Raw genomic sequence first — 19,495 nt, forward strand, 5'->3', positions numbered from 1 at the left:
AGCATAAATCTTCTCACCCCAACGAACGAAAGCGTCCCCCCGACTATGCGGGAGGACGCTCTCGATCCAGTATCGCTTGGTACCGGACTGTCGCTGTCGGTGTCAGGCTGCGGTCTGAAAAGCCTCTTCGCCCAGCGCCATCATGCTGTCAGACCCTGCCTCCAGCTTGCGGCGTAGCGCGCCGGCGTCGGGCAGGTAGCGGTCCATGTAATAACGCGCGGTCGCCAGCTTGGCTTGATAGAACGCCGGGTCGTCCGGCGAACCCGCCAGCGCAGTCTTGGCGACCTTTGCCATCCTGAGCCACATGTAGCCGAGCGTCACTATGCCCATGATGTGCATGTAATTATGTGCGCCTGCGCCAAGGTTGTTCGGATTGGCCATCGCGTTCTGCATGAACCACATGGTTGCCGCCTGGTGCTGGGCGAGCGCCTTTTCGAGCGCTTCGGCAAGCGGGGCGAGTGTCTCATCGCCCTTGGCTGCCGCAATCTCCTCGCCCACCAGCTTGAAGAACGCCTGGATCCCCGCGCCGCCATTCTGCGCCAGCTTGCGGCCGCACAGGTCCATCGCCTGCACGCCGTTGGTGCCTTCGTAGATCTGGGTGATGCGGGCGTCGCGCACGAACTGGCTCATGCCCCATTCCTCGACATAGCCGTGGCCGCCGAAGACCTGCTGCATGTTGGTCGCGACTTCGTATCCCTTGTCGGTGCCGTAACCCTTGATGACCGGGGTCAGCAGGCCAAGGATCAGGTCGCTCTCGGCGCGCTCTTCCTCGGTTGGCGCCTTGTGTGTCAGGTCGACCAGTAGCGCTGCCCACAGGCAGAGCGCGCGCTGCCCTTCGGTGAATGCCTTGGCATCCATCAGCATGCGGCGGACGTCGGGGTGGACGAAGATCGGGTCCGCCTTGGCCTCGGGCTCGGCAGGTCCGGTGAGCGCCCTGCCCTGACGGCGATCGAGCGCATAGGCCACCGCGTTCTGATACGCGACCTCGGCCTGCCCCAGCCCTTGAATACCGACGCCGAGCCGCGCGGCGTTCATCATGATGAACATCGCGGCGAGACCCTTGTTCTCCTCGCCGACCATCCAGCCCTTCGCCCCGTCGTAGTTGAGCACGCAGGTCGAGTTGGCGTGGATGCCCATCTTGTGTTCGATCGAGCCGCAGGAAACCGCGTTGCGATCCCCCAGCGAACCATCGTCGTTGACCAGGAACTTGGGCACCACGAACAGCGAGATGCCCTTGGTTGAATCCGGCGCGCCCGGGGTCTTGGCCAGCACCAGGTGGATGATGTTCTCGGTCAGGTCGTGCTCACCGGCCGAGATGAAGATCTTGGTCCCGGTGATCGCATAACTGCCGTCGCCATTCGGCTCGGCCTTGGTCCGGATCATGCCGAGATCGGTGCCGCAATGCGGTTCGGTCAGGTTCATCGTCCCGAGCCACTCGGCGGCGATCATCTTCGGGAGATAGGTCGCCTTCTGCTCATCCGAACCCTTCGCGATCAGCGCGGAAATCGCGCCGGTCGTCAGGCCGGGATACATCGCAAAGGCCTGGTTCGAGGTCGCCATGAACTCCTCGACCACGAAGCCGAGGACATGCGGCATGCCCTGCCCGCCGAATTCCTCGGGGCTGGAGATCGTGCCCCACCCGCTCTCGCGGTATTGCTCGAACGCCTCCTTGAAGCCCTTGGGGGTGGTGACGCTGCCGTCTTCGTGGCGGGTGCAGCCTTCCTCGTCGCCCGACTTGTTGAGCGGCGCGAGCACCTCGGCGCAAAACTTGCCCGCCTCGTTGATCACCGTGTCGATCATGTCGGGCGTCGCATGTTCGAAGCCCGGCAGATTGCCGTAGCTGGCGAGGTCGAGCATTTCGTTGACCACGAAGCGGGTGTCGCGGGTGGGGGCGGTGTAGATGGGCATGTGTCGGTCCTTGGGAGCGCGGAAAAGGGCGGACTATCGGGAGCGGTCGATGGCTTCGACCAGCTTGATGAATTCGGCGAGGTCCTTGATCGACGAATCGATATCGGTGCGCTGGCGCTTGAGCTTCGCGATATGGTCGCGGCATTTCTCGACCGTGACGCGGCGCTGCTCGACCCGGCCGTCCCCCAGATCATAGAGATCGATCATCTCGCGAATCTCGGTCAGGCTGAAGCCGACGTTTTTTGCCCGCATGATCCACGCAAGCCGCGCGCGGTCGCGCTTCGAATAGACGCGGGTCAAACCGATCCGGGCGGGAGCGATAAGGCCCTCGTCTTCGTAAAAGCGAAGCGCGCGCGCCGTGCAGTCGAACTCCTCGGTCAGGTCGGAGATCGTATACTGTTCGCGCTCGTGCTTGTCGGGACGTTCGAGATGCGCCCCGCCGTGTCCGTTCGAGTCCTGCTGTCGTGCCGTTGCCATGCCCGACTGATAGATACCCTTTACGTAAGCGTCAATCTTGCACCCTACGTAATGCGCCGCTTTCAAGCACACGATAGAAGCAGCTGCGCGCACCGGTATGGCAAGCGGGGCCGGTCGGCTCGACCAGCAGGATCAGCGCGTCCTGATCGCAATCCACCCTGACTTCGCACACTGCCAAGGTGTTCCCCGACGTCTCGCCCTTTTTCCAGAGCGACGCGCGCGATCGCGAGTAGAAATGGGCTGTGCCGCTCGCCAGCGTCAGATCGAGCGCCTCTCGGTTCATCCAGGCGACCATCACGATCTCGCCGGTTGCGGCATCCTGCACCACTGCGCAGATCAGACCGGCGGCATCGAACCTGGGTTCGAACACCGTTCCCTGCTCTCGTTCCTCGGCTGTAAGATCGGACCCACTCATGGAATTTGACCCTTGGTTTCAGCGGCATTTTGGCCGCATGGTTTGTTGCACGATAACCACAACCAGAAGCGAAAATCCATGGCAGTTGGGTTTCACACTTTGCGCTTCGCCCGCCAGGTGGAAGAACGCGGTCGTGGCTCGCAAGGGCCAGTCGCCTAAACGAGGCACCGCAAGGGCCAAGTTCAGGGGGTAAAGGGCAGCAGCGCCGGTCACCGGTAGCGCGCCCGAACGATGAGGGATAGGACTTCGGCTGCCAAAAGGGGGTGGTTGCCGAAACCGCAAGGGGTCCGATGTTATTCGTCACGTGGCGCCCGGGTTCGCAAGAACCCGGGCGTTTCGTTTATCCGGTGACCGCTTCGGTCAGCACGCGTGCGAAACAGGCGATGGTCACCGACCGAACGCCCGCACGTTTGAGCACCTTCACGCAGGCATGGCTGGTGGCGCCGCTGGTCAATACGTCATCTACCAGGACCACATGGGCGTCACGAATCGCGTCCCTTCGATCACCTCGGACCCGGATCGCCCCGGCGAGGGTTCGCTCGCGCTCCCTACGCCCCAGCCCGCCGAGCGACGGTGTGCGCCTGACCCTTTCGAGTCCGTCGACCAGCACTTCGCCGCCTGCCAGCTTTGCCAGCTCGCCAGCCAGCAAGGCCGACTGGTTGAAACCGCGCTGCCACAAGCGGGTCCAGTGCAATGGAACAGGGATGAAGATTCGCACATTCTCCGACGGGGGCAAGCGCCCCGCGATCAACCGGGCGAGCATGGGTGCCATAGCGATCTTGCGCCCGTGCTTGAATTTGAGGACCAGTTGCCGCGAGGCCTCGTTGTAGAGCGTGCCGGCCGCGATGCCCGCATGGAGCGGCGGTGCCTGCAGACATGCGGCGCATTGGGCTCCGCCCGATGGCATGCCGCCGGGTAGCGGCCGCTGGCAGCTCGCGCAGAAAGGCTCCCCCGGAATGACGAGCTCGCCCCAGCACGGCGCACAAAGCCCGGTCTGTTCGGCGATCGCTTCGCCGCACAGCGGGCAGCGTGGCGGGAACAGCAGATCGACCAGCGGCGCGAAGCTCTCTGCGATGATCGGTGCGACCGCCATATGAACAGACTGCACCGCTTGCATGCCCGGAGCAAGAGCGGCACAGGCGCGGCATGCAGGATCGCGCGCTTCCGTCGATATTCTCCCGCAGCAGGAAGTTGGCGGGTGCCATCCGGTCACGCAGCCTGCGGGAATCGGCAGGCGAGACCGGATATCTATTCGAGCACATGTCGGACGAACTCGTCGAGCGTTTGTCGTTCGTCCGCCACAACCCTGCGACGGCGCTGCTTCTCGGGCATCCCGCACCACACCTGATCGAGTATCTCAGGGCGCAGCGTGCCGCGGTGACTTCGGGCTCGGGGATCGACGAGGAAGCGCCCTACTCCGTCGGCCCGTTCGACCTCATCGCGAGCGTGGGTTCGCTCGACACGGTCAACGACCTGCCCGGCGCGCTGATCCACATGCACCGTGCGCTCGCGCCGGGCGGGATGGCGATCGCGACGCTGGTCGGCGCGCCGAGCCTGCTGAACCTGCGCCGCGCGATGCTGGCGGCGGACGGCGAGCGACCGGCGGCGCGGATGCATCCGCTGGTCGATGTCCGCGCCGCGGCGGAGCTGATCCAGCGGGCCGGGTGGCACAGCCCGGTGGTGGACAGCCACACGCTGCGGGTCTCCTACCCGTCGCTCGACCGGCTTGTCGTGGACCTGCGGCTGCACGGGATGGCCTCGCGCCTCGCTTCGACTGCACCGCCAGTTACCCGGCAGGGACTCGAGCGGGCGCAGCAAGCTTTTCTCGAGGCAGCGGACAGCGACGGCAAGGTGATCGAGACGTTCGAGATCCTCACCTTGAGTGGCTGGCGCAGGTAACGCCTTCAAGCTTTTACAAAAGCACGATTATCTTAACGCCGCCTGCGCCGCCGCGAGCCGCGCGATCGGCACGCGGTAGGGCGAGGCGCTGACGTAATCGAGCCCGACTTCTTCGCAAAAGGCAATGCTCGCCGGGTCGCCGCCATGCTCGCCGCAAATGCCCAGCTTGATGTCGGGGCGGGTTGCCCGGCCCCGCTCTGCAGCCATCCGCACCAGCTGGCCGACCCCGTCGATATCGAGGCTGACGAAGGGATCGCGCGCGAAGATGCCCTTCTCGACATAGGGCGCAAGGAAGCGCGCGCTGTCGTCGCGGCTTACCCCGAGCGTGGTCTGGGTCAGGTCGTTGGTGCCGAAGCTGAAGAACGCGCCCTCCTCGGCAATCTCGCCCGCCATCAGCGCGGCGCGCGGCAGCTCGATCATCGTCCCGACGAGGTAATCGACCGGGCATCCGCATTCCTCGAACACCTGCTTGGCCACGCGGTCGACCAGCGCCTTGAGCAGCTCCAGCTCGCGCTTCGTCGCAACCAGCGGGATCATGATTTCGGGCACGGGCGTGTCCGCCCCGCCCTGCGCCACCGCGCAGGCGGCTTCGAAGATCGCGCGCGCCTGCATCTCGTAAATCTCGGGATAGGTGATCCCGAGGCGGCACCCGCGATGACCGAGCATCGGGTTGAACTCGTGCAACTCGTTCGCCCGCCGCTTGAGGTGGTCGACCCCGTACCCGGTGGCTTCGGCCAAATCTGCGAATTCGGCGTCGCCATGGGGCAGGAATTCGTGCAGCGGCGGGTCGAGCAGGCGGATGGTGCACGGCAACCCCGCCATGACCTCGAATATCTGCCGGAAGTCGGCGCGCTGTTCGGGCAGCAGCTTGGCCAGCGCCACGCGGCGGCCTTTCTCGTCTTCGGCCAGGATCATCTGGCGCACCGCGCTGATCCGGTCCGCGTCGAAAAACATATGCTCGGTCCGGCACAGGCCGATACCCTCCGCACCGAACTGGCGCGCCATGCGGCAGTCGGCGGGGGTTTCGGCATTGGTCCGCACCTTCATCCGCCGGTGGCGGTCGGCCCATTCCATCAGTATGCCGAAGTCGCCCGCCAGCTCGGGCTCGATGGTGCGGACTTCACCCGCCATCACCTGCCCGTTGGCCCCGTCGAGGGTCAGCGTATCGCCTTCCTTCAGCTCGCGACCGGCGATCCGCAGCGTGCGCGTGGGCAGGTCGATCGACACCGCCGAGGCTCCCGAAACGCAGGGCCGCCCCATGCCGCGCGCCACCACTGCCGCGTGCGACGTCATGCCGCCGCGCGCGGTGAGGATGCCGGTCGCGGCGTGCATCCCGTGAATATCCTCGGGACTGGTTTCCACGCGCACGAGGATCACCTTCTCACCCCGTCCCGACAACTGCTCGGCAGTGTCCGAATCGAGCACGATCTTGCCGGAGGCCGCACCGGGCGACGCGGGCAGGCCGGTGGTCAGCACATCGCGCGGCGCAGCGGGATCGAGCGTCGGGTGAAGCAACTGGTCGAGCGCCATCGGGTCGACCCGCAGGATTGCGGTGGTTTCGTCGATCAATCCCTCGCCGACCATCTCGACCGCCATCTTGAGCGCGGCCTTGGCGGTGCGCTTGCCCGAGCGGGTCTGGAGCATCCACAGCTTCCCGCGCTCGACGGTGAACTCAATGTCCTGCATGTCGCGATAGTGCTTCTCGAGCAGGTCGAACACCTGCGCCAGCTCGGCATAGGCTTCGGGCATCGCCTCCTCCATGCTGAGCGGCCTGGCTCCCGCCGCCTCGCGCGCGGCCCTGGTCAGATACTGCGGGGTACGGATCCCGGCGACCACATCCTCGCCCTGTGCGTTGATCAGATACTCCCCGTAATAGGCCTTATCGCCGGTGGCCGGATCGCGGGTGAAGGCGACTCCGGTGGCGCTGGTGTCACCCATATTGCCGAACACCATCGCCTGCACGTTGACCGCCGTGCCCCAGTCGCCCGGAATGTCGTTCAGACGGCGGTAGACCTTGGCCCGGTCGCTGTCCCAGCTGTCGAACACAGCCGCGATTGCACCCCATAGCTGGAGATGCACATCCTGTGGAAAGGGCTCGCCGCGTTCGGCCTCGACGATTCCCTTGTATTCCCCGACGAGCGCCTGCCAGTCTTCAGACTCCATCTCGGTATCGCTGTAGAAACCCTTGTCTTCCTTGGCGATTTCGAGCGCCTCCTCGAACAATCCGTGGTCCAGCCCGAGGACGACATCGGAATACATCTGGATGAACCGACGATAGCTGTCCCACGCGAACCGCTCGTCCCCCGAAATGGCGGCGAGGCCGACGACCGTCTCGTCGTTGAGGCCAAGGTTGAGCACCGTGTCCATCATCCCCGGCATGGAGACCCGCGCGCCCGAGCGGACCGAGACCAGCAGCGGGTCCGAAGCATCGCCGAACCGCTTGCCGACCGTTTCCTCGATATGGCGCAGCGCCGCTGCGACGTCATTGCGCAATGCGTCCGAGAAGTCCGATCCGCCCGCCAGATAGCTGACGCATTCCTCGGTCGTGATGGTAAAGCCCGGCGGGACCGGCAAGCCGATCTGCGCCATCTCGGCGAGGTTCGCGCCCTTGCCGCCGGTGACGGTCTTGTCCTTCTGGCGCGGGTCCGAATGGTCCGCAGCGCCACCGAAAGTGTAGACCGTCTTGTTCATCAGAAGTCCTGTTTTTCTGTCTAAAGCGACACCAAAACCCTAAGCTACGGCTTTAGCCCTCGATCTTCGAGAAATCGGCCACGTTGTGCACTGCAGCACGGAAGCGTGCAAGCAGGTCGAGCCGGGCGCGCCGCTTGATTTCTTCATCCGCATTAACCGTCACTTCCTCGAAGAAGGCATCGATCGGCATGCGCAGCGAGGCGAGAGCGGACATGGCGGCGGCGAAGTCCTCTGCTTCAATCGCCGAGGCAGCCGTGGGTTCCGCCGCGTCGAGCGCCTCGATCAGCACCTTTTCCGCCGGTTCGGGCGTGTAAGAAAGCCCGTTATGCGCTTCCCGCGCGGAGGCATCCCGCGCCGCAGCGGCATAGACCGCGCGCATATCGGGATCGTCGACGTTTTCGAGCGGGTCCTCGTCGCCGGTGTGCGGCAAGAGCCCCTCCCCTTCAGGGGAGGGGTTGGGGTGGGGACTGTCATCAAGAGTGGCATGGCTTACATCCCCCACACCCTCCGCGACTTCGTCGCTCCTCCCGCTCCCCTGAAGGGGAGAGGGCTGGTTGGCCCAATCTTCCTTCTTGAGGATATTCGCCGCCCGCTTGTACCCGGCGAGGAGGTTGGCCCCGTCCTCGGTCGTGACGAAGGCCTGGAGCGCATGAACGCGGGCGAGCAGGCGGACGAGATCGTCCTCGCCCCCAAGCGCGAACACCGCATCGATCAGGTCGTGGCGGACCCCGGCTTCGCGCTGCTGGACCTTGAGGCGGTCGATCAAGAAATCTGCAAGTGGCACTTGCGCCGCCGAAATGCCTTTGCTGATCCGTTCGGCTTCGAACGACCAATCTAAGATTTGCTCGGGTCCACGACCATATTCTTCATCCTGGTCCGGACGGTCTGGATAACGATAAACTTCTAAACCCGAAAGGATGGGACCATACCGTTCAAGCTTGGCTGCTAAAGCAGTCTCGTAATGGCCCTCAGATGCCTCGGCGTGCATAGCATTCCAGCCTGCTCTCAGTCTGTTTGCTGTCATAATCCGAATTATGCCGAGCTCTGCGCGCCGCAATGCAAATGGATCTTTTGAACCAGACGGCTTGTCTCCAATCACGAAGAATCCAGCCAAAGTATCCAGCTTATCCGCCAGCGACACCGCCACCGTCACCGGCGCGGTGGGCACGTCGTCGCCCTGCCCGACCGGCTTGTAGTGGTCGCGGATCGCGTCGGCGACTTCGTCGGGCCAGCGCCGCAGGCCATTCTCATCGACCTCGGCGCGGGCGTAGTAGCCGCCCATCACGCCCTGCAGTTCGGGGAACTCGCCGACCATCTCGGTAACGAGGTCAGCCTTGCACAGGCGTGCCGCTTGCTCCGCGAGGTCGGCGAGGCGCGCACGATCCTCCCCAAGCCCGCTTGGGGAGGGGGACCACGAAGTGGTGGAGGGGTCTGATTCGGTTGGAGAGGCCACCCCTCCACCAGCTCCGCTGGTCCCCCTCGCCATCGGTGATGGGGAGGATTGCACGATCCTCTCCTCGACCAGCCACCGCGCCAGCTTTGCCACCCGTTCGACCTTGTCGGCCACAGTACCCAGCTTCTCGTGGAAGGTGATCCGCGCCAGCTTTTTGGCGTGTTCGGCGAGCGGGGTCTTGCGGTCCTGTTCCCAGAAGAAGCGCGCATCGGCCAGCCTTGCGGCCAGCACCTTGCGGTTGCCGTCGACGATTGCCGCGCCGCAATCGCTGCTTTCGATATTGGCGGTGCAGACGAAGGCGTTGGCTAACTCCCCCTCCCCTTCAGGGGACGGGGTCGGGGGGTGGGGGCTGTCAGTAACAGGCCCCACACCCTCCGCGCCTGCGGCGCTCCTCCCTCTCCCCTGAAGGGGAGAAGGCTTTTTGCACACAAAATACTTCTGGTTAACCCGCGCAGTCAGCTGGATGACCTCGGGCGGGACGTCGAGGAATTCGCGGTCGAACCGGCCGAGCAGCGGCACCGGCCATTCGGTAAGGCCCGCATTTTCGACCACCAGCCCCTCGTCCTCCACCAGCGCAAACCCGGCGGTGCGCGCCGCTTCGCCGGCAAGCTGGCGGATCATGTCCTGCCGCTCCTCGTGGTCGACGATCACGTGCGCGGCGCGCAGCTTCCCGACATAGTCGGAAGCGCCGCTGATGGTAATCTCGCCCGAGTGGTGGAACCTGTGCCCCAGCGTCACCGCGCCGCTGGTGACACCATGGACCTCGCATTCGACGATCTCGTCACCCAGTAGCGCGACGATGCCCGAGAGCGGGCGCACCCAGCGCAAGGACTCAGTACTGATCGACGCCGCACCCCAGCGCATCGATTTGGGCCAGCTGAAATCGCGGATGATCGCGGGGATGGCGTCGGCGAGGACGTCTTTCACCGCCCTTCCCGGCTTTTCGATCACCGCGAACCAGGTGTTGCGGCCCTTCACGTCGCGCAGCTCGAGCTGGTCGCGCGTCACGCCGCTCTTGCGGCAGAATCCGTCGATGGCGGCATCGGGCGCGCCTTCGGGCGGGCCCTTGGCTTCCTCGCTGACGGCCTCGGTTGCCTGCGGCAAGTCGCGCGCGATCAGCGCGAGGCGGCGCGGCGTGGACCAGACGGTGAGTTCACTGACCGTGAGACCCACTGCCTCCATCTCGCGGCGGAACAGGCGGGCAAGCTCGCCACGCGCCCCGGCCTGCATCCGGGCAGGGATTTCTTCGGAGCGGAGTTCGAGGAGGAAGTCGCTCATGCCGACCACTCCGGAAATTTCTCTGCCCAGCCCGCCGCTTCCTTGGCCATATGCGCTTCGCAACTGCCACGCGCGAGGTCGCGGACGCGGCCCATATAGCTGGCGCGTTCCTGCACGCTGATCACGCCGCGCGCTTGCAGCAGGTTGAAGATGTGGCTCGCCTCGACCGCCTGCTCGTAGGCGGCGATGGGGACATTGGCTTCGAGCGCGTTGCGGCACTCGGCCTCGGCCTTGTTGAACAGGTCGAACAGCGCATCGGTGTCGGCAACCTCGAAGTTCCACTTCGACATCTGGCGCTCGTTTTCGAGGAACACCTGCCCGTAAGTGACTCCTCGCCCGTTGAAATCCAGATCGTAAACATTGTCGACCCCCTGGATATACATCGCCAGCCGCTCCAGCCCATAGGTCAGTTCGCCGGCCACCGGCTTGCAGTCGAACCCGCCCATCTGCTGGAAATAGGTGAACTGGGTAACCTCCATCCCGTCGCACCAGACCTCCCAGCCCAGCCCCCACGCGCCCAGCGTCGGGCTTTCCCAGTCGTCCTCGACGAAGCGGATATCGTGTTTGAGCGGATCGATCCCGATCACCCGCAGGCTCTCGAGATAGAGCTCCTGGATATCGGGCGGACTCGGCTTCAGGATCACTTGGTACTGGTAATAATGCTGCAGCCGGTTGGGATTTTCGCCATAGCGGCCGTCGGTCGGGCGGCGGCACGGCTGCACGAAGGCCGCGTTCCACGGCTCCGGCCCCAGCGCGCGCAGGGTGGTGGCGGTGTGGAACGTCCCCGCCCCCATGCGCATGTCGTAGGGCTGGAGGATCAGGCAGCCCTGCGCGCTCCAGAAATCGTGGAGAGCGAGGATCATGTCCTGAAACGACTTCGATGGGTCGCGCGTCATGCTGCGGGCCAATGGCGGAAGGGCGGAAATGCGTCAATGTCGCAGCGCAGCACGGGTGCGGATTGCGCGCTTGACAAGGACCGGGTGCACCATGCGACAAACCGGGCGATGGTTCGCACATTCATCTCTCGCCTCCCCGATTTCATAGGCGTCGTTTGCGCGTCGTTACTGGCCGCTACCGCCGTACCCGCGCCCGCATCCGAACCGGTGGTTGAGACCCTCGTCGAGGAGGCTTCGCCCGCAGCAGCACTAACCACGCCGCCCGGGGCAGAACAGGATTACGCGCCCAACCCGGCGATCTGGCGGCTGGCCGACGAGGACACGACGATCTACCTGTTCGGCACGATCCACGTCCTCCCGCCCGGCTTCGCATGGCGCAGCGCCGAGTTCGACCGGATCGTCGGCGAGGTCGACCAGCTGGTGCTCGAAACATCGGACGAGGATGGCACCGCCCAGCTCGAGGCGATGCTGCCGCAGATGATCGAGGCCATGCTCTCGCGCGAGCCTACCTCCGACCGGATGGCGCCCGAGAATGGCAAGAAGTTTCTCAAGCTGGGCCGGATGGCCGGAATCGATCCGGTCGAATTCGACACCATGCCGCTGATCCTCGCCCTGATGGGCGTCGGGCTGAACGCCAGTGCGCTCGACGGTTCGATGAGCGAGTTCGGGGTCGAGACCGTCCTGACGGCGGAATTCGCCGAACTTGGCAAGCCGGTCGGTTCGATCGAAAACTCCGCCGACGTGATGGTCGCTTTGCTGGGTATCGACGAGGGGACCATCATAGCCGCCGTCGAACATGACCTCGCGGAATGGGACGGCGGCGACCTCGATTCGCTGATGCTCGAAACCGGCGATGCGGATACCGGTCCGGTCTACGGCGATGCGGATAACCCCCTTGCCCCCTTCGCGATGGAGCACGCCTGGGCCAAGGGTATCATCAGCGAGCAGGCAATGTTCGACGACAGCCCGCTTGGTCTGGCGATGTCGAAAGTCCTGCTGGAAGACCGCAACCGCGCTTGGGCGGAATGGCTCGACCGCCGGCTCGACACGCCCGGAACGATCCTCCTCGCGGTCGGGGCCGGGCACTTCGAAGGCGAGGTGTCGGTCTTGCGAATGCTCGAGGCGCGGGGACTCGAGGTCAGTCGAATCAATTGATTGCGTCGGTCCGCTGGCCGGTCGGGACGGCTGACGGGACGGCTGACGGGACGGCTGCATGTCAGGAACTCATGCCAATATGTCAGGTAGTGTTGACAATGTCGCCGAATCGCGACATATAGTCATGCATACCTTACATATTGGAAGGATGTCATGACCAAACGAGTGCGAAAGGACCCGATGCCCGACCAGCGGTTGGCGGCTCGGTGCGGTTCGGCATGAACAACCGCCTCAAGGTCCTGCGCGCCGAGCGCAACTGGAGCCAGGCCGAACTGGCCGGTCGGCTCGATGTCTCGCGGCAAGCGGTCAATGCGATCGAGACGGGCAAACATGACCCGTCCTTGCCACTCGCATTCCGTATCGCCCGCCTCTTCAACATGCCCATCGAGGAGATTTTCCATGACGGACAGTGATATTCTGTCTTCCGGCGAGGAGCGCCTGCGCAAACGCCGCCGTGCCTGGTGGCGCTATCTCGCCCTCGCCTTCGCCGGTTCGGTCATGGCCGGACTGGTAAGCGGCTATCTGGCCGGAGCCTATGAAAACGGCACGATCCCGGTCTGGCTGCCAGTCGTTGGCTGCATCGTGGTGCTGGTTCTGCTGGGCTGGATGACCCGTGACTACTTCAGCCGGATCGACGAGCTCGACCTGATGGACAATCTCTGGGCGCATCTGTTCGGGCTTTATGGCGGGTGCTTCCTTTTCGGCGGCTGGTTCTTCTTCGCTGACCTGGGACTGACCGGTTATCCCACTGCACCTGCCATCGTGCTCGCCATGCTGCTGTTCACTTTCGCCGCCTACGGCCTGCGCAAGCTTGGCCTGCGCTGATCGCATTCATTCTCCCGCAATCTCTCTCCTGTGAAAGGTCCACCGTGATGAAAAGCCTCAAGACGACGCTTGCTGCTGCCGCCTCTGGCCTCATGCTGCTGCTCGCCGCGCCAGCCTTGGCCAAAACGCCTGCGGCTCCCGCCGGCCCCGCCATGTGGCAAGTGTCGGACGAAGATACGACGATCTACCTGTTCGGTACCGTCCACGCCTTGCCCGAGGGCATCGAGTGGTACACCGGCCCGGTCCGCAGCGCGCTCGAAGGGTCGGACATGCTGGTGACCGAAATCCCGATGGGGGCGGACGCCGATGCGAAGATGCAGCAATACACCCTGTCGGCCGGCCTGCTGCCCGAGGGCACGACTCTGCGTTCGCTGCTCGACGAGCAGCAATTGGGCAAATACGATGCTGCGATGACCGGCCTGGGCCTGCCGGTCGAGAGGTTCGACCAGTTCGAACCATGGATGGCCGGGCTGACGCTGACACTGCTGCCGCTGCTGCAGCAGGGTTACTCGCCGGATGCCGGGGTCGAGAAGCAGCTCCTCGCCCATGCCGGAGCAGACAAAGAGTTGGGCGCGCTGGAGACGATCGAGTTCCAAATCGGCATTTTCGACTCCATGCCGATGGAGGATCAGATCGACTTCCTTATCGCGAGCGCGGATCAGATCGGCGGTGCCAAGGCGATGCTCGACGCAATGGTCGCAGAGTGGGTCGCGGGCGACCCCGATGGCCTCGCCGAAGTGATGAACGAGGGCCTCGAGAGCGATCCCGATCTGGCCGATGCGCTGCTGTACAAGCGTAACGCCAATTGGGCCGAATGGATCGACACCCGTCTCGACACGCCCGGTTCGGTGTTCATCGCGGTCGGCGCCGGTCACCTGGCGGGCGACAAAAGCGTGCAGGACCTGCTCGAAGAACGCGGAATCGAAAGCGTGCGCGTGCAATGACCCGCTTTTTCGCCGCCATCGTTGCTGCCGCATTGCTGGCGGCATGCGACGGTGGCGGCGGCGCAGCTTCCGGCGCGCGCCCTCCCTCCCCCGCATTGTACGAAATTGCAGGGCCGACCGGAGCGACCGAGGGCTGGCTGTTCGGCACGATCCATTCGCTGCCCGACGAGATACAGTGGCGCACCGACGCGCTCGACGGGGTGATACAAGAGGCCCGTGTGCTGGTGGTCGAGGTCGCCAATCTGGGTTCCGGGGACGAGATCGGCGCCAGTTTCAATCGGTTGGCACAGGGTTCGCAAAGCTCGCATCTACGCGAACGGATCGAGCCCGCCGACCGCGCCGCCCTGGCGCGACTGATCGAGCAGTCGGACACGGACGAACGGCAGTTCTATCACCTCGATACATGGGCTGCCGCTCTGGCACTCGCCCGCAGCTACGGCGTCGGCGATCCGGAGAATGGAGTCGATCGGGCGATGCTCGAGGAATTTTCGGACCGCCCGGTGATCGAGCTGGAAGGAGCTGTCCACCAGTTTACCCTGTTCGATCGCCTGCCCGAAGCCGAGCAACGCGATTTGCTGGCGGCAGTGGTCGCAGACAGCCGGACGGGCAAGACGCAGGCGCTCGCGCGCTTGGAGGCGTGGCGCGCAGGAGACATGGCGGCGATGGAGCGCGAAACCCGGCAGGGGCTTCTGGCCGACGAGGAACTGCGCAAGGTGCTGCTGGTCGACCGCAATCTTGCGTGGGCAAACAGGATCGACGAGTTGGTCCCCTCGCAGCCTCCGATGTTGGTTGCGGTCGGCGCAGCGCATCTGCCCGGTGAGGACGGACTTGTCGCACTTCTCGAACGGCGGGGCTACACGGTCACCCGCATCCAGTAACGCCCTGCGCGACACCGCGCTTGCCAAACGCGGTGATTGCCCCTAGAGGCGCGCCCTTCCCGGCCGTGGTCATCCCTGGAGGCGTGGCGGGAAGAACGATCCAACCAAGTATTCGAAAGGTAAGCGATTATGAGCGACGCTCTGACCCTGCCGGCCGAGACGCGCGAACGGGCGGGCAAGGGAGCCTCCCGTGCACTGCGTCGCGAAGGCCGCATCCCCGCCGTGATCTACGGCGGCAAGGAAGAACCTATCACCATCCACGTCGAGGAAAAGGCGCTCGTCAAGCTGTTGATGACCGGCCACTTCATGAATTCGATCGTCCAGATCGAACTCGGCAAGGACTCGGTTCGCACCCTGCCCAAGGACGTTGCGCTCCACCCGGTTACCGACCGCCCGACCCATGTCGATTTCCTGCGCCTGTCGAAGGGCAGCAAGATCGACGTGAGCGTGCCGGTGGTCTTCATCAACGAAGAAGCCTCGCCCGGCCTTAAGCGCGGCGGCGTGCTCAACATCGTTCGTCACGAGCTCGAGCTGGTGTGCGACAACGACAAGATCCCCGGCGAGATCGAGATCGACGTCACCGGCAAGGAAGTCGGCGATTCGATCCATATCAGCGATGTCACCCTGCCCGCAGGTTCCGAAAGCGCGATCACCGACCGCGATTTCACTATCGCGACGCTGGTTGCCCCGTCGGCCCTCAAGAAGGCCGACGGTGACACTTCGAGCGCCGATGCCGATGCTGAAGGAGAAGCGGGCGGCGAGTAACTCGCAACCCCTGCCGAGAAATCACCAAGACGCCGGTCCAGCAATGGGCCGGCGTTTTGGATTCATGGGGTGGGCTGTTTGTCGGAGGTTCGAAATGCAGCGGGTACTGGTGATCGGCTCTCCGGGTGCGGGGAAATCGACCTTCGCCCGCGCGCTGGCAGCGAAGACAGGTCTTCCGCTCGTCCATCTCGATGCCGAATACCACCTGCCCGGCTGGGCCGAGCCGGAACCCGAACTGTGGGACGCAAAGCTGGACCAGATCCTTGCGGGCGAGACGTGGATTATCGATGGCAACTACGGCGGCAGTATGGACCGGCGGCTGGCGCGGGCCGACACCGCGATCCTGCTCGACTATCCCGGCACGCTGTGCCTGTGGCGGGTGCTCAAGCGCGTCACCACCCTTCGCGGAACGGTCCGGCCCGACGCCGCACCCGGCTGCCCGGAGCGGCTCGACCTCGCCTTCCTCGCCTATGTCGCTGCCTTTCGCATGAACAAGACTCCCGCGCTCGAGCGCCGGCTGGCGGCGTTCGGCGGAACCGTGGTTCGGTTCAGGCGCCCCGCGGAAGCACAGGTCTTCCTCGACCGGCTGGCTTAAGCTAGGGGCCGCGCATGCAGATTTGGGCTGGCCTCGGAAATCCCGGACCGCAGTATGCGATGCACCGGCACAACGTCGGCTTCATGGCGTGCGATGTTATCGCCGACATGCACCAATTCGGTCCGGTGCAGAAGAAGTTCAGCGGCTGGGCGCAGGAAGGCCGCATCGGCGGCGAAAAAGTGGTGTTGCTCAAGCCGGCGACCTTCATGAACGAAAGCGGCCGCAGCGTGGGCGAGGCCTTGCGCTTCTACAAGCTGGAGCCCGACGCGCTGACCGTGTTCCACGACGAGCTCGACTTGGCCCCGTTCAAGGTCAAGGTCCGCGTCGGCGGAGGGCTTGCGGGGCACAACGGCCTGCGTTCGATCAACCAGCATCTCGGGCCGGACTTCCGCCGGGTGCGGATCGGGATCGGCCACCCCGGCCACAAGGACCGAGTCACCGGCCATGTGCTGGGCAATTACGCCAAGGCCGAGATGGACGATCTGGCCCATATGCTCGGCGCTGTCGGGGCTGAAGCCGGCTGGCTGGCGGAGGGCAACGACGCCCGTTTCATGAGCGAATACGCGCTTCGCATGCAGGACTGATCTGCTAGGCTCTCGCCAACCGAGGAGAGACGCCATGCCCGCCATCGACCGCCGCACCCTGCTCGCCGGAGCCGCCGCCACCACCGCTCTTGCTGCTACCGCTAGCCGCGCGCAGTCAGACCAGATCGAAGCAGAGCCCGACCTGGCGGGCAAGGCGATCCTGATCACCGGCTGCTCCTCCGGCTTCGGGCGGTTCGGCGCGGAGCATTATGCCCGCCTCGGCGCGAAGGTCTTCGCGACCATGCGCGGCCTCCCCCGTCCCGAGGCAGAGGAATTGCGCCAGCTCGCCAGCGATGCGAAGCTCGACATCCATGTGCTCGAACTCGATGTGCTCGACGAGGCGCAGTGCAATGCCGCCGTGGCGGAGGCGGAGCGGATCAACGGCGGGCCGCTCGATGTGCTGGTCAACAATGCCGGCATCGGGATCACCTCGCCGGTCGAGGTGCAGGACATGGCGGCGACGCAGCTGATCTTCGACACCAATGTCTTCGGCTGCCACCGCATGGCGCGCGCGGTGCTGCCCGGGATGCGGGGGCAGAAATCGGGGATGATCTTCCAGATCTCGAGCCAGCTCGGCCGGGTGATCGTGCCCTATTCGGGGCATTATTCGGCAACCAAGTTCGCGCTGGAGGCGATGGGAGAACAGCTCGCTTATGAACTGGTCCCGCACGGGATCGAGGTGACGATCATCGAGCCCGGCGGCTATCCGACCGAGGTATGGGTCAACCGCAATGCTTACACCGCCGCGCTCAAGGACCGGGCCGACGAGAAGCACACCGACGGCTATCCGCAGCAGATGGCCAGCATGGGCAGCGAGGACGGCTCGGGCCGCACCGCCGACCCGATGGACGTCCCGCGTGCGATCGCCCGGACCATCGCCATGCCCGCCGGTACCCGCCCGCTGCGTCTTCCGGTCAGCGGTGGTCCGGTCCCGCAAATGGCGATCAACAAGGTTACTGCCGAAACGCAGGTCGGGTGGCTGGGCAGCACCGGCTACGGCCCGCTGATCAAGGCGGTGCACAACGTCTGACGGCCCTGTTCATTGGCGCGTTAACGACTCCAGCCCGACTGTCCGACAATGGAACACGCAATTTCCTTCGCTCGACGCAATCCGATGTTCGCGGCAGGGATTGGTCACCAGATCAACAGGGGTGACTAACCGTGTTCAAGAAATCGATCCTTCTCGCCGCCGGGGCTCTCGCCTTCACCGCAGCTTCGCCCGCAAGCGCAACCGACTGGTCGAAATGGGGCAACTGGTTCGGTAGCCACAAGCACTTTCCGGGCTGCGGGCACACCTCGTCCAGCTCGGGCGGAAGCACGACCTCGGGCGGCACCACGACTTCGGGCGGTACGACCACTTCGGGCGGTACGACCACTTCGGGCGGTACGACCACTTCGGGCGGCACCTCCACCTCGGGCGGCACGCAGGTGCCCGAGCCCGGCATGATGGGTCTGTTCGGCCTCGGCCTCGCTGCGGTCGCCCTGCGCAGCCGTCGCCGCAAATCGGCCTGATCAGCCGGCGTCAACCCGGACAATCAATTCGCGCGCTGGCGGGGGAAGCTCCGCCAGTTCGCGCAATGGCGCGATGATCGATCGCGCCTTTTCCTTTTGGCCTGTTGCCAGCAGGAATTCCGCCAGCTGCGCGCGCGCAGCATGGTATTCGGGGTAGCGATCGACCACCCGTTCGAGGATGGCTTCGGCCATCGTGGCGAGACCCAGTTCCTGCAGGGCGGTGGCATACAGCAGCTGCGCTTCCGGCACATCGCGCATCTCGCGCTCGCGCGCCTGCATGACCGAACGCACGTCTTCCCATTTCCCCTTGCGCGCCGCGACCTTCGCTTCGAGCAGGGTGAGTTCGGGCGTGTCGATTCCCGCTTCCCGCAAGCTCTTCACGATGCTCGTGGCATCGTCGATCTTGCCCGCGGCGAGCAACACCCGCCCGCGTGCGAGGGTGACGGTCTTGCTGTCCGGATAGGTTTGCCCGAGTTTTTCCAGCCGTCCCTGCGCAGCGCCAAGATTCCCCATCGCTTCGTCGAGCCGCGCCTTCGCCAGCCCGGCGTCGAGCGACGAAGCATCGCTTTTCAGCGCGCGGTCGACGAGTGCACCTGCGGCGGCAAAATTCCCGTCGGCGGTGAGCCGGAGCGCCTTGTCAGAATTCAGCCGGACATCCGCCGGAAACTGCTCCAGTGCGGCGTCGAGCTCCGCGTCGGCCTCATCGTGCCGGCCCAGTTGGGCCAGGGCAAGCGCCCGCACGCGTGCTGCGTCGGCACCCGCGATGCCTTCGAGCGAGGCGAGCGCGGCGCGCTCCTGCTCGCGCAGCATGTCCGCTTCGGCGGCGAAGACGATCCATTCGGGCGAGCGGGACAAGTCGGGTTGCACTTCGAGCATGCGGTCGATCGCCGCCGCCGCTCCCTCGCCGTCGCCCAGCAGCAACAGGGTACGGACATACGCGCGCGCAAGCCCGGCATCGCCGGGTTTCTCCCGCACCGCCGCTGCCAGCGCGGCTGCGCCATCGTGCCAGCGGTTCTCTGCAAGGGCCGCGCGGTAATCGGTATCCGGCCCCTGCCCGAGCATATCACAGCCGCCTAGCGACGACGCGGACAGCGCAAAGGCGAGGAGCGGAACGAGGGAACGGCGGCGAGACATCGTTACCGCCGATACCCGGCGCAGGTGAATTTATCGTAACCCGCAGCGGACGCTCAAGGAGACAGTGACTGGTCAAACCGGACCGG

19 protein-coding genes are annotated in these 19,495 nt (G+C 64.9%); 11 read left to right on the forward strand and 8 right to left on the reverse strand.

Annotated features, from left to right (window positions below; genetic code table 11):
* Positions 1 to 102: 102 nt before the first annotated feature.
* From NSO95_RS08055 to NSO95_RS08070, 4 genes are all read right to left on the reverse strand, one after another.
* Entirely contained in the window at positions 103 to 1,908 is a 1,806-nt protein-coding gene (locus NSO95_RS08055) for an acyl-CoA dehydrogenase C-terminal domain-containing protein (protein WP_257595676.1), read from the reverse strand.
* A 33-nt stretch (positions 1,909 to 1,941) separates the two neighbouring features.
* The gene (locus tag NSO95_RS08060) at positions 1,942 to 2,385 is read right to left on the reverse strand and encodes a MerR family transcriptional regulator (RefSeq protein WP_257595677.1); all 444 of its coding nucleotides are present in this window, start codon (positions 2,383 to 2,385) and stop codon (positions 1,942 to 1,944) included.
* A 31-nt stretch (positions 2,386 to 2,416) separates the two neighbouring features.
* Positions 2,417 to 2,800 carry a phosphoribosyl-AMP cyclohydrolase gene (hisI, locus tag NSO95_RS08065; protein ID WP_257595678.1) on the reverse strand — a complete coding sequence of 128 codons (384 nt, stop codon included), beginning with the start codon at positions 2,798 to 2,800 and terminating at the stop codon, positions 2,417 to 2,419.
* A gap of 340 nt (positions 2,801 to 3,140) precedes the next feature.
* Positions 3,141 to 3,893, reverse strand: a complete 753-nt coding sequence (locus NSO95_RS08070; RefSeq protein ID WP_257595679.1) for a ComF family protein — start codon at positions 3,891 to 3,893, stop codon at positions 3,141 to 3,143.
* 53 nt (positions 3,894 to 3,946) lie between these two features.
* Here NSO95_RS08070 and NSO95_RS08075 point away from each other — a divergent pair, with 53 nt between their 5' ends.
* Complete coding sequence (locus NSO95_RS08075; protein ID WP_257595680.1) at positions 3,947 to 4,699, forward strand: class I SAM-dependent methyltransferase; 753 nt, start codon at positions 3,947 to 3,949, stop codon at positions 4,697 to 4,699.
* Positions 4,700 to 4,726: 27 nt separating this feature from the next.
* Here the strand turns inward: NSO95_RS08075 and ppdK are convergent, their stop codons facing one another.
* Genes ppdK through NSO95_RS08090 form a run of 3 tightly spaced genes read right to left on the reverse strand, consistent with a single transcriptional unit; the run spans position 4,727 to position 11,017 of the window.
* The gene (gene ppdK / locus NSO95_RS08080; RefSeq protein ID WP_257595681.1) at positions 4,727 to 7,390 is read right to left on the reverse strand and encodes a pyruvate, phosphate dikinase; all 2,664 of its coding nucleotides are present in this window, start codon (positions 7,388 to 7,390) and stop codon (positions 4,727 to 4,729) included.
* 52 nt (positions 7,391 to 7,442) lie between these two features.
* Positions 7,443 to 10,121: a glycine--tRNA ligase subunit beta gene (glyS, locus tag NSO95_RS08085; RefSeq protein ID WP_257595682.1), complete on the reverse strand. Its 2,679-nt coding sequence runs from the start codon at positions 10,119 to 10,121 to the stop codon at positions 7,443 to 7,445.
* Positions 10,118 to 11,017, reverse strand: a complete 900-nt coding sequence (locus NSO95_RS08090) for a glycine--tRNA ligase subunit alpha (protein ID WP_257595683.1) — start codon at positions 11,015 to 11,017, stop codon at positions 10,118 to 10,120. Before NSO95_RS08090 ends, glyS begins: the two co-directional genes overlap by 4 nt.
* A 207-nt stretch (positions 11,018 to 11,224) precedes the next feature.
* Between NSO95_RS08090 and NSO95_RS08095 the strand changes: the two genes are divergently transcribed.
* From NSO95_RS08095 to NSO95_RS15345, 10 genes are all read left to right on the forward strand, one after another.
* The gene (locus NSO95_RS08095) at positions 11,225 to 12,172 is read left to right on the forward strand and encodes a TraB/GumN family protein (RefSeq protein ID WP_257595684.1); all 948 of its coding nucleotides are present in this window, start codon (positions 11,225 to 11,227) and stop codon (positions 12,170 to 12,172) included.
* Positions 12,173 to 12,390: 218 nt separating this feature from the next.
* On the forward strand, positions 12,391 to 12,585 hold the full coding sequence (locus NSO95_RS08100) for a helix-turn-helix transcriptional regulator (RefSeq protein ID WP_257595685.1): 195 nt from the start codon (positions 12,391 to 12,393) through the stop codon (positions 12,583 to 12,585).
* Positions 12,572 to 12,997, forward strand: a complete 426-nt coding sequence (locus NSO95_RS08105) for a hypothetical protein (RefSeq protein WP_257595686.1) — start codon at positions 12,572 to 12,574, stop codon at positions 12,995 to 12,997. The genes NSO95_RS08100 and NSO95_RS08105 overlap by 14 nt, the downstream gene beginning before the upstream one ends.
* Before the next feature lie 47 nt (positions 12,998 to 13,044).
* Complete coding sequence (locus NSO95_RS08110; RefSeq protein WP_257595687.1) at positions 13,045 to 13,941, forward strand: TraB/GumN family protein; 897 nt, start codon at positions 13,045 to 13,047, stop codon at positions 13,939 to 13,941.
* Positions 13,938 to 14,819 (forward strand): TraB/GumN family protein, encoded by an 882-nt coding sequence (locus NSO95_RS08115; protein ID WP_257595688.1) that lies wholly within the window; start codon positions 13,938 to 13,940, stop codon positions 14,817 to 14,819. The genes NSO95_RS08110 and NSO95_RS08115 overlap by 4 nt, the downstream gene beginning before the upstream one ends.
* A 129-nt stretch (positions 14,820 to 14,948) precedes the next feature.
* A complete protein-coding gene (locus NSO95_RS08120; RefSeq protein ID WP_257595689.1) occupies positions 14,949 to 15,584 on the forward strand; it encodes a 50S ribosomal protein L25/general stress protein Ctc in 636 nt (211 codons plus the stop codon).
* Positions 15,585 to 15,678: 94 nt separating this feature from the next.
* Positions 15,679 to 16,179: an AAA family ATPase gene (locus tag NSO95_RS08125; RefSeq protein WP_257595690.1), complete on the forward strand. Its 501-nt coding sequence runs from the start codon at positions 15,679 to 15,681 to the stop codon at positions 16,177 to 16,179.
* 14 nt (positions 16,180 to 16,193) lie between these two features.
* A complete protein-coding gene (gene pth / locus NSO95_RS08130; RefSeq protein WP_257595691.1) occupies positions 16,194 to 16,763 on the forward strand; it encodes an aminoacyl-tRNA hydrolase in 570 nt (189 codons plus the stop codon).
* 34 nt (positions 16,764 to 16,797) lie between these two features.
* Positions 16,798 to 17,793, forward strand: a complete 996-nt coding sequence (locus NSO95_RS08135) for an SDR family oxidoreductase (RefSeq protein ID WP_257595692.1) — start codon at positions 16,798 to 16,800, stop codon at positions 17,791 to 17,793.
* A 131-nt stretch (positions 17,794 to 17,924) separates the two neighbouring features.
* On the forward strand, positions 17,925 to 18,275 hold the full coding sequence (locus NSO95_RS15345; RefSeq protein ID WP_257595693.1) for a PEP-CTERM sorting domain-containing protein: 351 nt from the start codon (positions 17,925 to 17,927) through the stop codon (positions 18,273 to 18,275).
* Here NSO95_RS15345 and NSO95_RS08145 read toward each other — a convergent pair whose 3' ends face one another.
* Positions 18,276 to 19,337 carry a tetratricopeptide repeat protein gene (locus tag NSO95_RS08145; protein WP_257595694.1) on the reverse strand — a complete coding sequence of 354 codons (1,062 nt, stop codon included), beginning with the start codon at positions 19,335 to 19,337 and terminating at the stop codon, positions 18,276 to 18,278.
* Positions 19,338 to 19,495 lie beyond the last annotated feature (158 nt).

This window comes from Parerythrobacter lacustris (assembly GCF_024626475.1).
In the GTDB taxonomy this organism is placed as follows: Bacteria; Pseudomonadota; Alphaproteobacteria; order Sphingomonadales; family Sphingomonadaceae; genus Parerythrobacter_A; species Parerythrobacter_A lacustris.

Excerpts from the sequence above, each read along its gene's own strand:
- NSO95_RS08055 (WP_257595676.1), bottom strand. The coding sequence starts at position 1,908 with ATGCCCATCTACACCGCCCCCACCCGCGACACCCGCTTCGTGGTCAAC.
- NSO95_RS08060 (WP_257595677.1), bottom strand. The coding sequence starts at position 2,385 with ATGGCAACGGCACGACAGCAGGACTCGAACGGACACGGCGGGGCGCAT.
- hisI (WP_257595678.1), bottom strand. The coding sequence starts at position 2,800 with ATGAGTGGGTCCGATCTTACAGCCGAGGAACGAGAGCAGGGAACGGTG.
- NSO95_RS08070 (WP_257595679.1), bottom strand. The coding sequence starts at position 3,893 with ATGGCGGTCGCACCGATCATCGCAGAGAGCTTCGCGCCGCTGGTCGAT.
- NSO95_RS08075 (WP_257595680.1), top strand. The coding sequence starts at position 3,947 with ATGCAGGATCGCGCGCTTCCGTCGATATTCTCCCGCAGCAGGAAGTTG.
- ppdK (WP_257595681.1), bottom strand. The coding sequence starts at position 7,390 with ATGAACAAGACGGTCTACACTTTCGGTGGCGCTGCGGACCATTCGGAC.
- glyS (WP_257595682.1), bottom strand. The coding sequence starts at position 10,121 with ATGAGCGACTTCCTCCTCGAACTCCGCTCCGAAGAAATCCCTGCCCGG.
- NSO95_RS08090 (WP_257595683.1), bottom strand. The coding sequence starts at position 11,017 with ATGACGCGCGACCCATCGAAGTCGTTTCAGGACATGATCCTCGCTCTC.
- NSO95_RS08100 (WP_257595685.1), top strand. The coding sequence starts at position 12,391 with ATGAACAACCGCCTCAAGGTCCTGCGCGCCGAGCGCAACTGGAGCCAG.
- NSO95_RS08105 (WP_257595686.1), top strand. The coding sequence starts at position 12,572 with ATGACGGACAGTGATATTCTGTCTTCCGGCGAGGAGCGCCTGCGCAAA.
- NSO95_RS08110 (WP_257595687.1), top strand. The coding sequence starts at position 13,045 with ATGAAAAGCCTCAAGACGACGCTTGCTGCTGCCGCCTCTGGCCTCATG.
- NSO95_RS08115 (WP_257595688.1), top strand. The coding sequence starts at position 13,938 with ATGACCCGCTTTTTCGCCGCCATCGTTGCTGCCGCATTGCTGGCGGCA.
- NSO95_RS08120 (WP_257595689.1), top strand. The coding sequence starts at position 14,949 with ATGAGCGACGCTCTGACCCTGCCGGCCGAGACGCGCGAACGGGCGGGC.
- NSO95_RS08125 (WP_257595690.1), top strand. The coding sequence starts at position 15,679 with ATGCAGCGGGTACTGGTGATCGGCTCTCCGGGTGCGGGGAAATCGACC.
- pth (WP_257595691.1), top strand. The coding sequence starts at position 16,194 with ATGCAGATTTGGGCTGGCCTCGGAAATCCCGGACCGCAGTATGCGATG.
- NSO95_RS08135 (WP_257595692.1), top strand. The coding sequence starts at position 16,798 with ATGCCCGCCATCGACCGCCGCACCCTGCTCGCCGGAGCCGCCGCCACC.
- NSO95_RS08145 (WP_257595694.1), bottom strand. The coding sequence starts at position 19,337 with ATGCTCGGGCAGGGGCCGGATACCGATTACCGCGCGGCCCTTGCAGAG.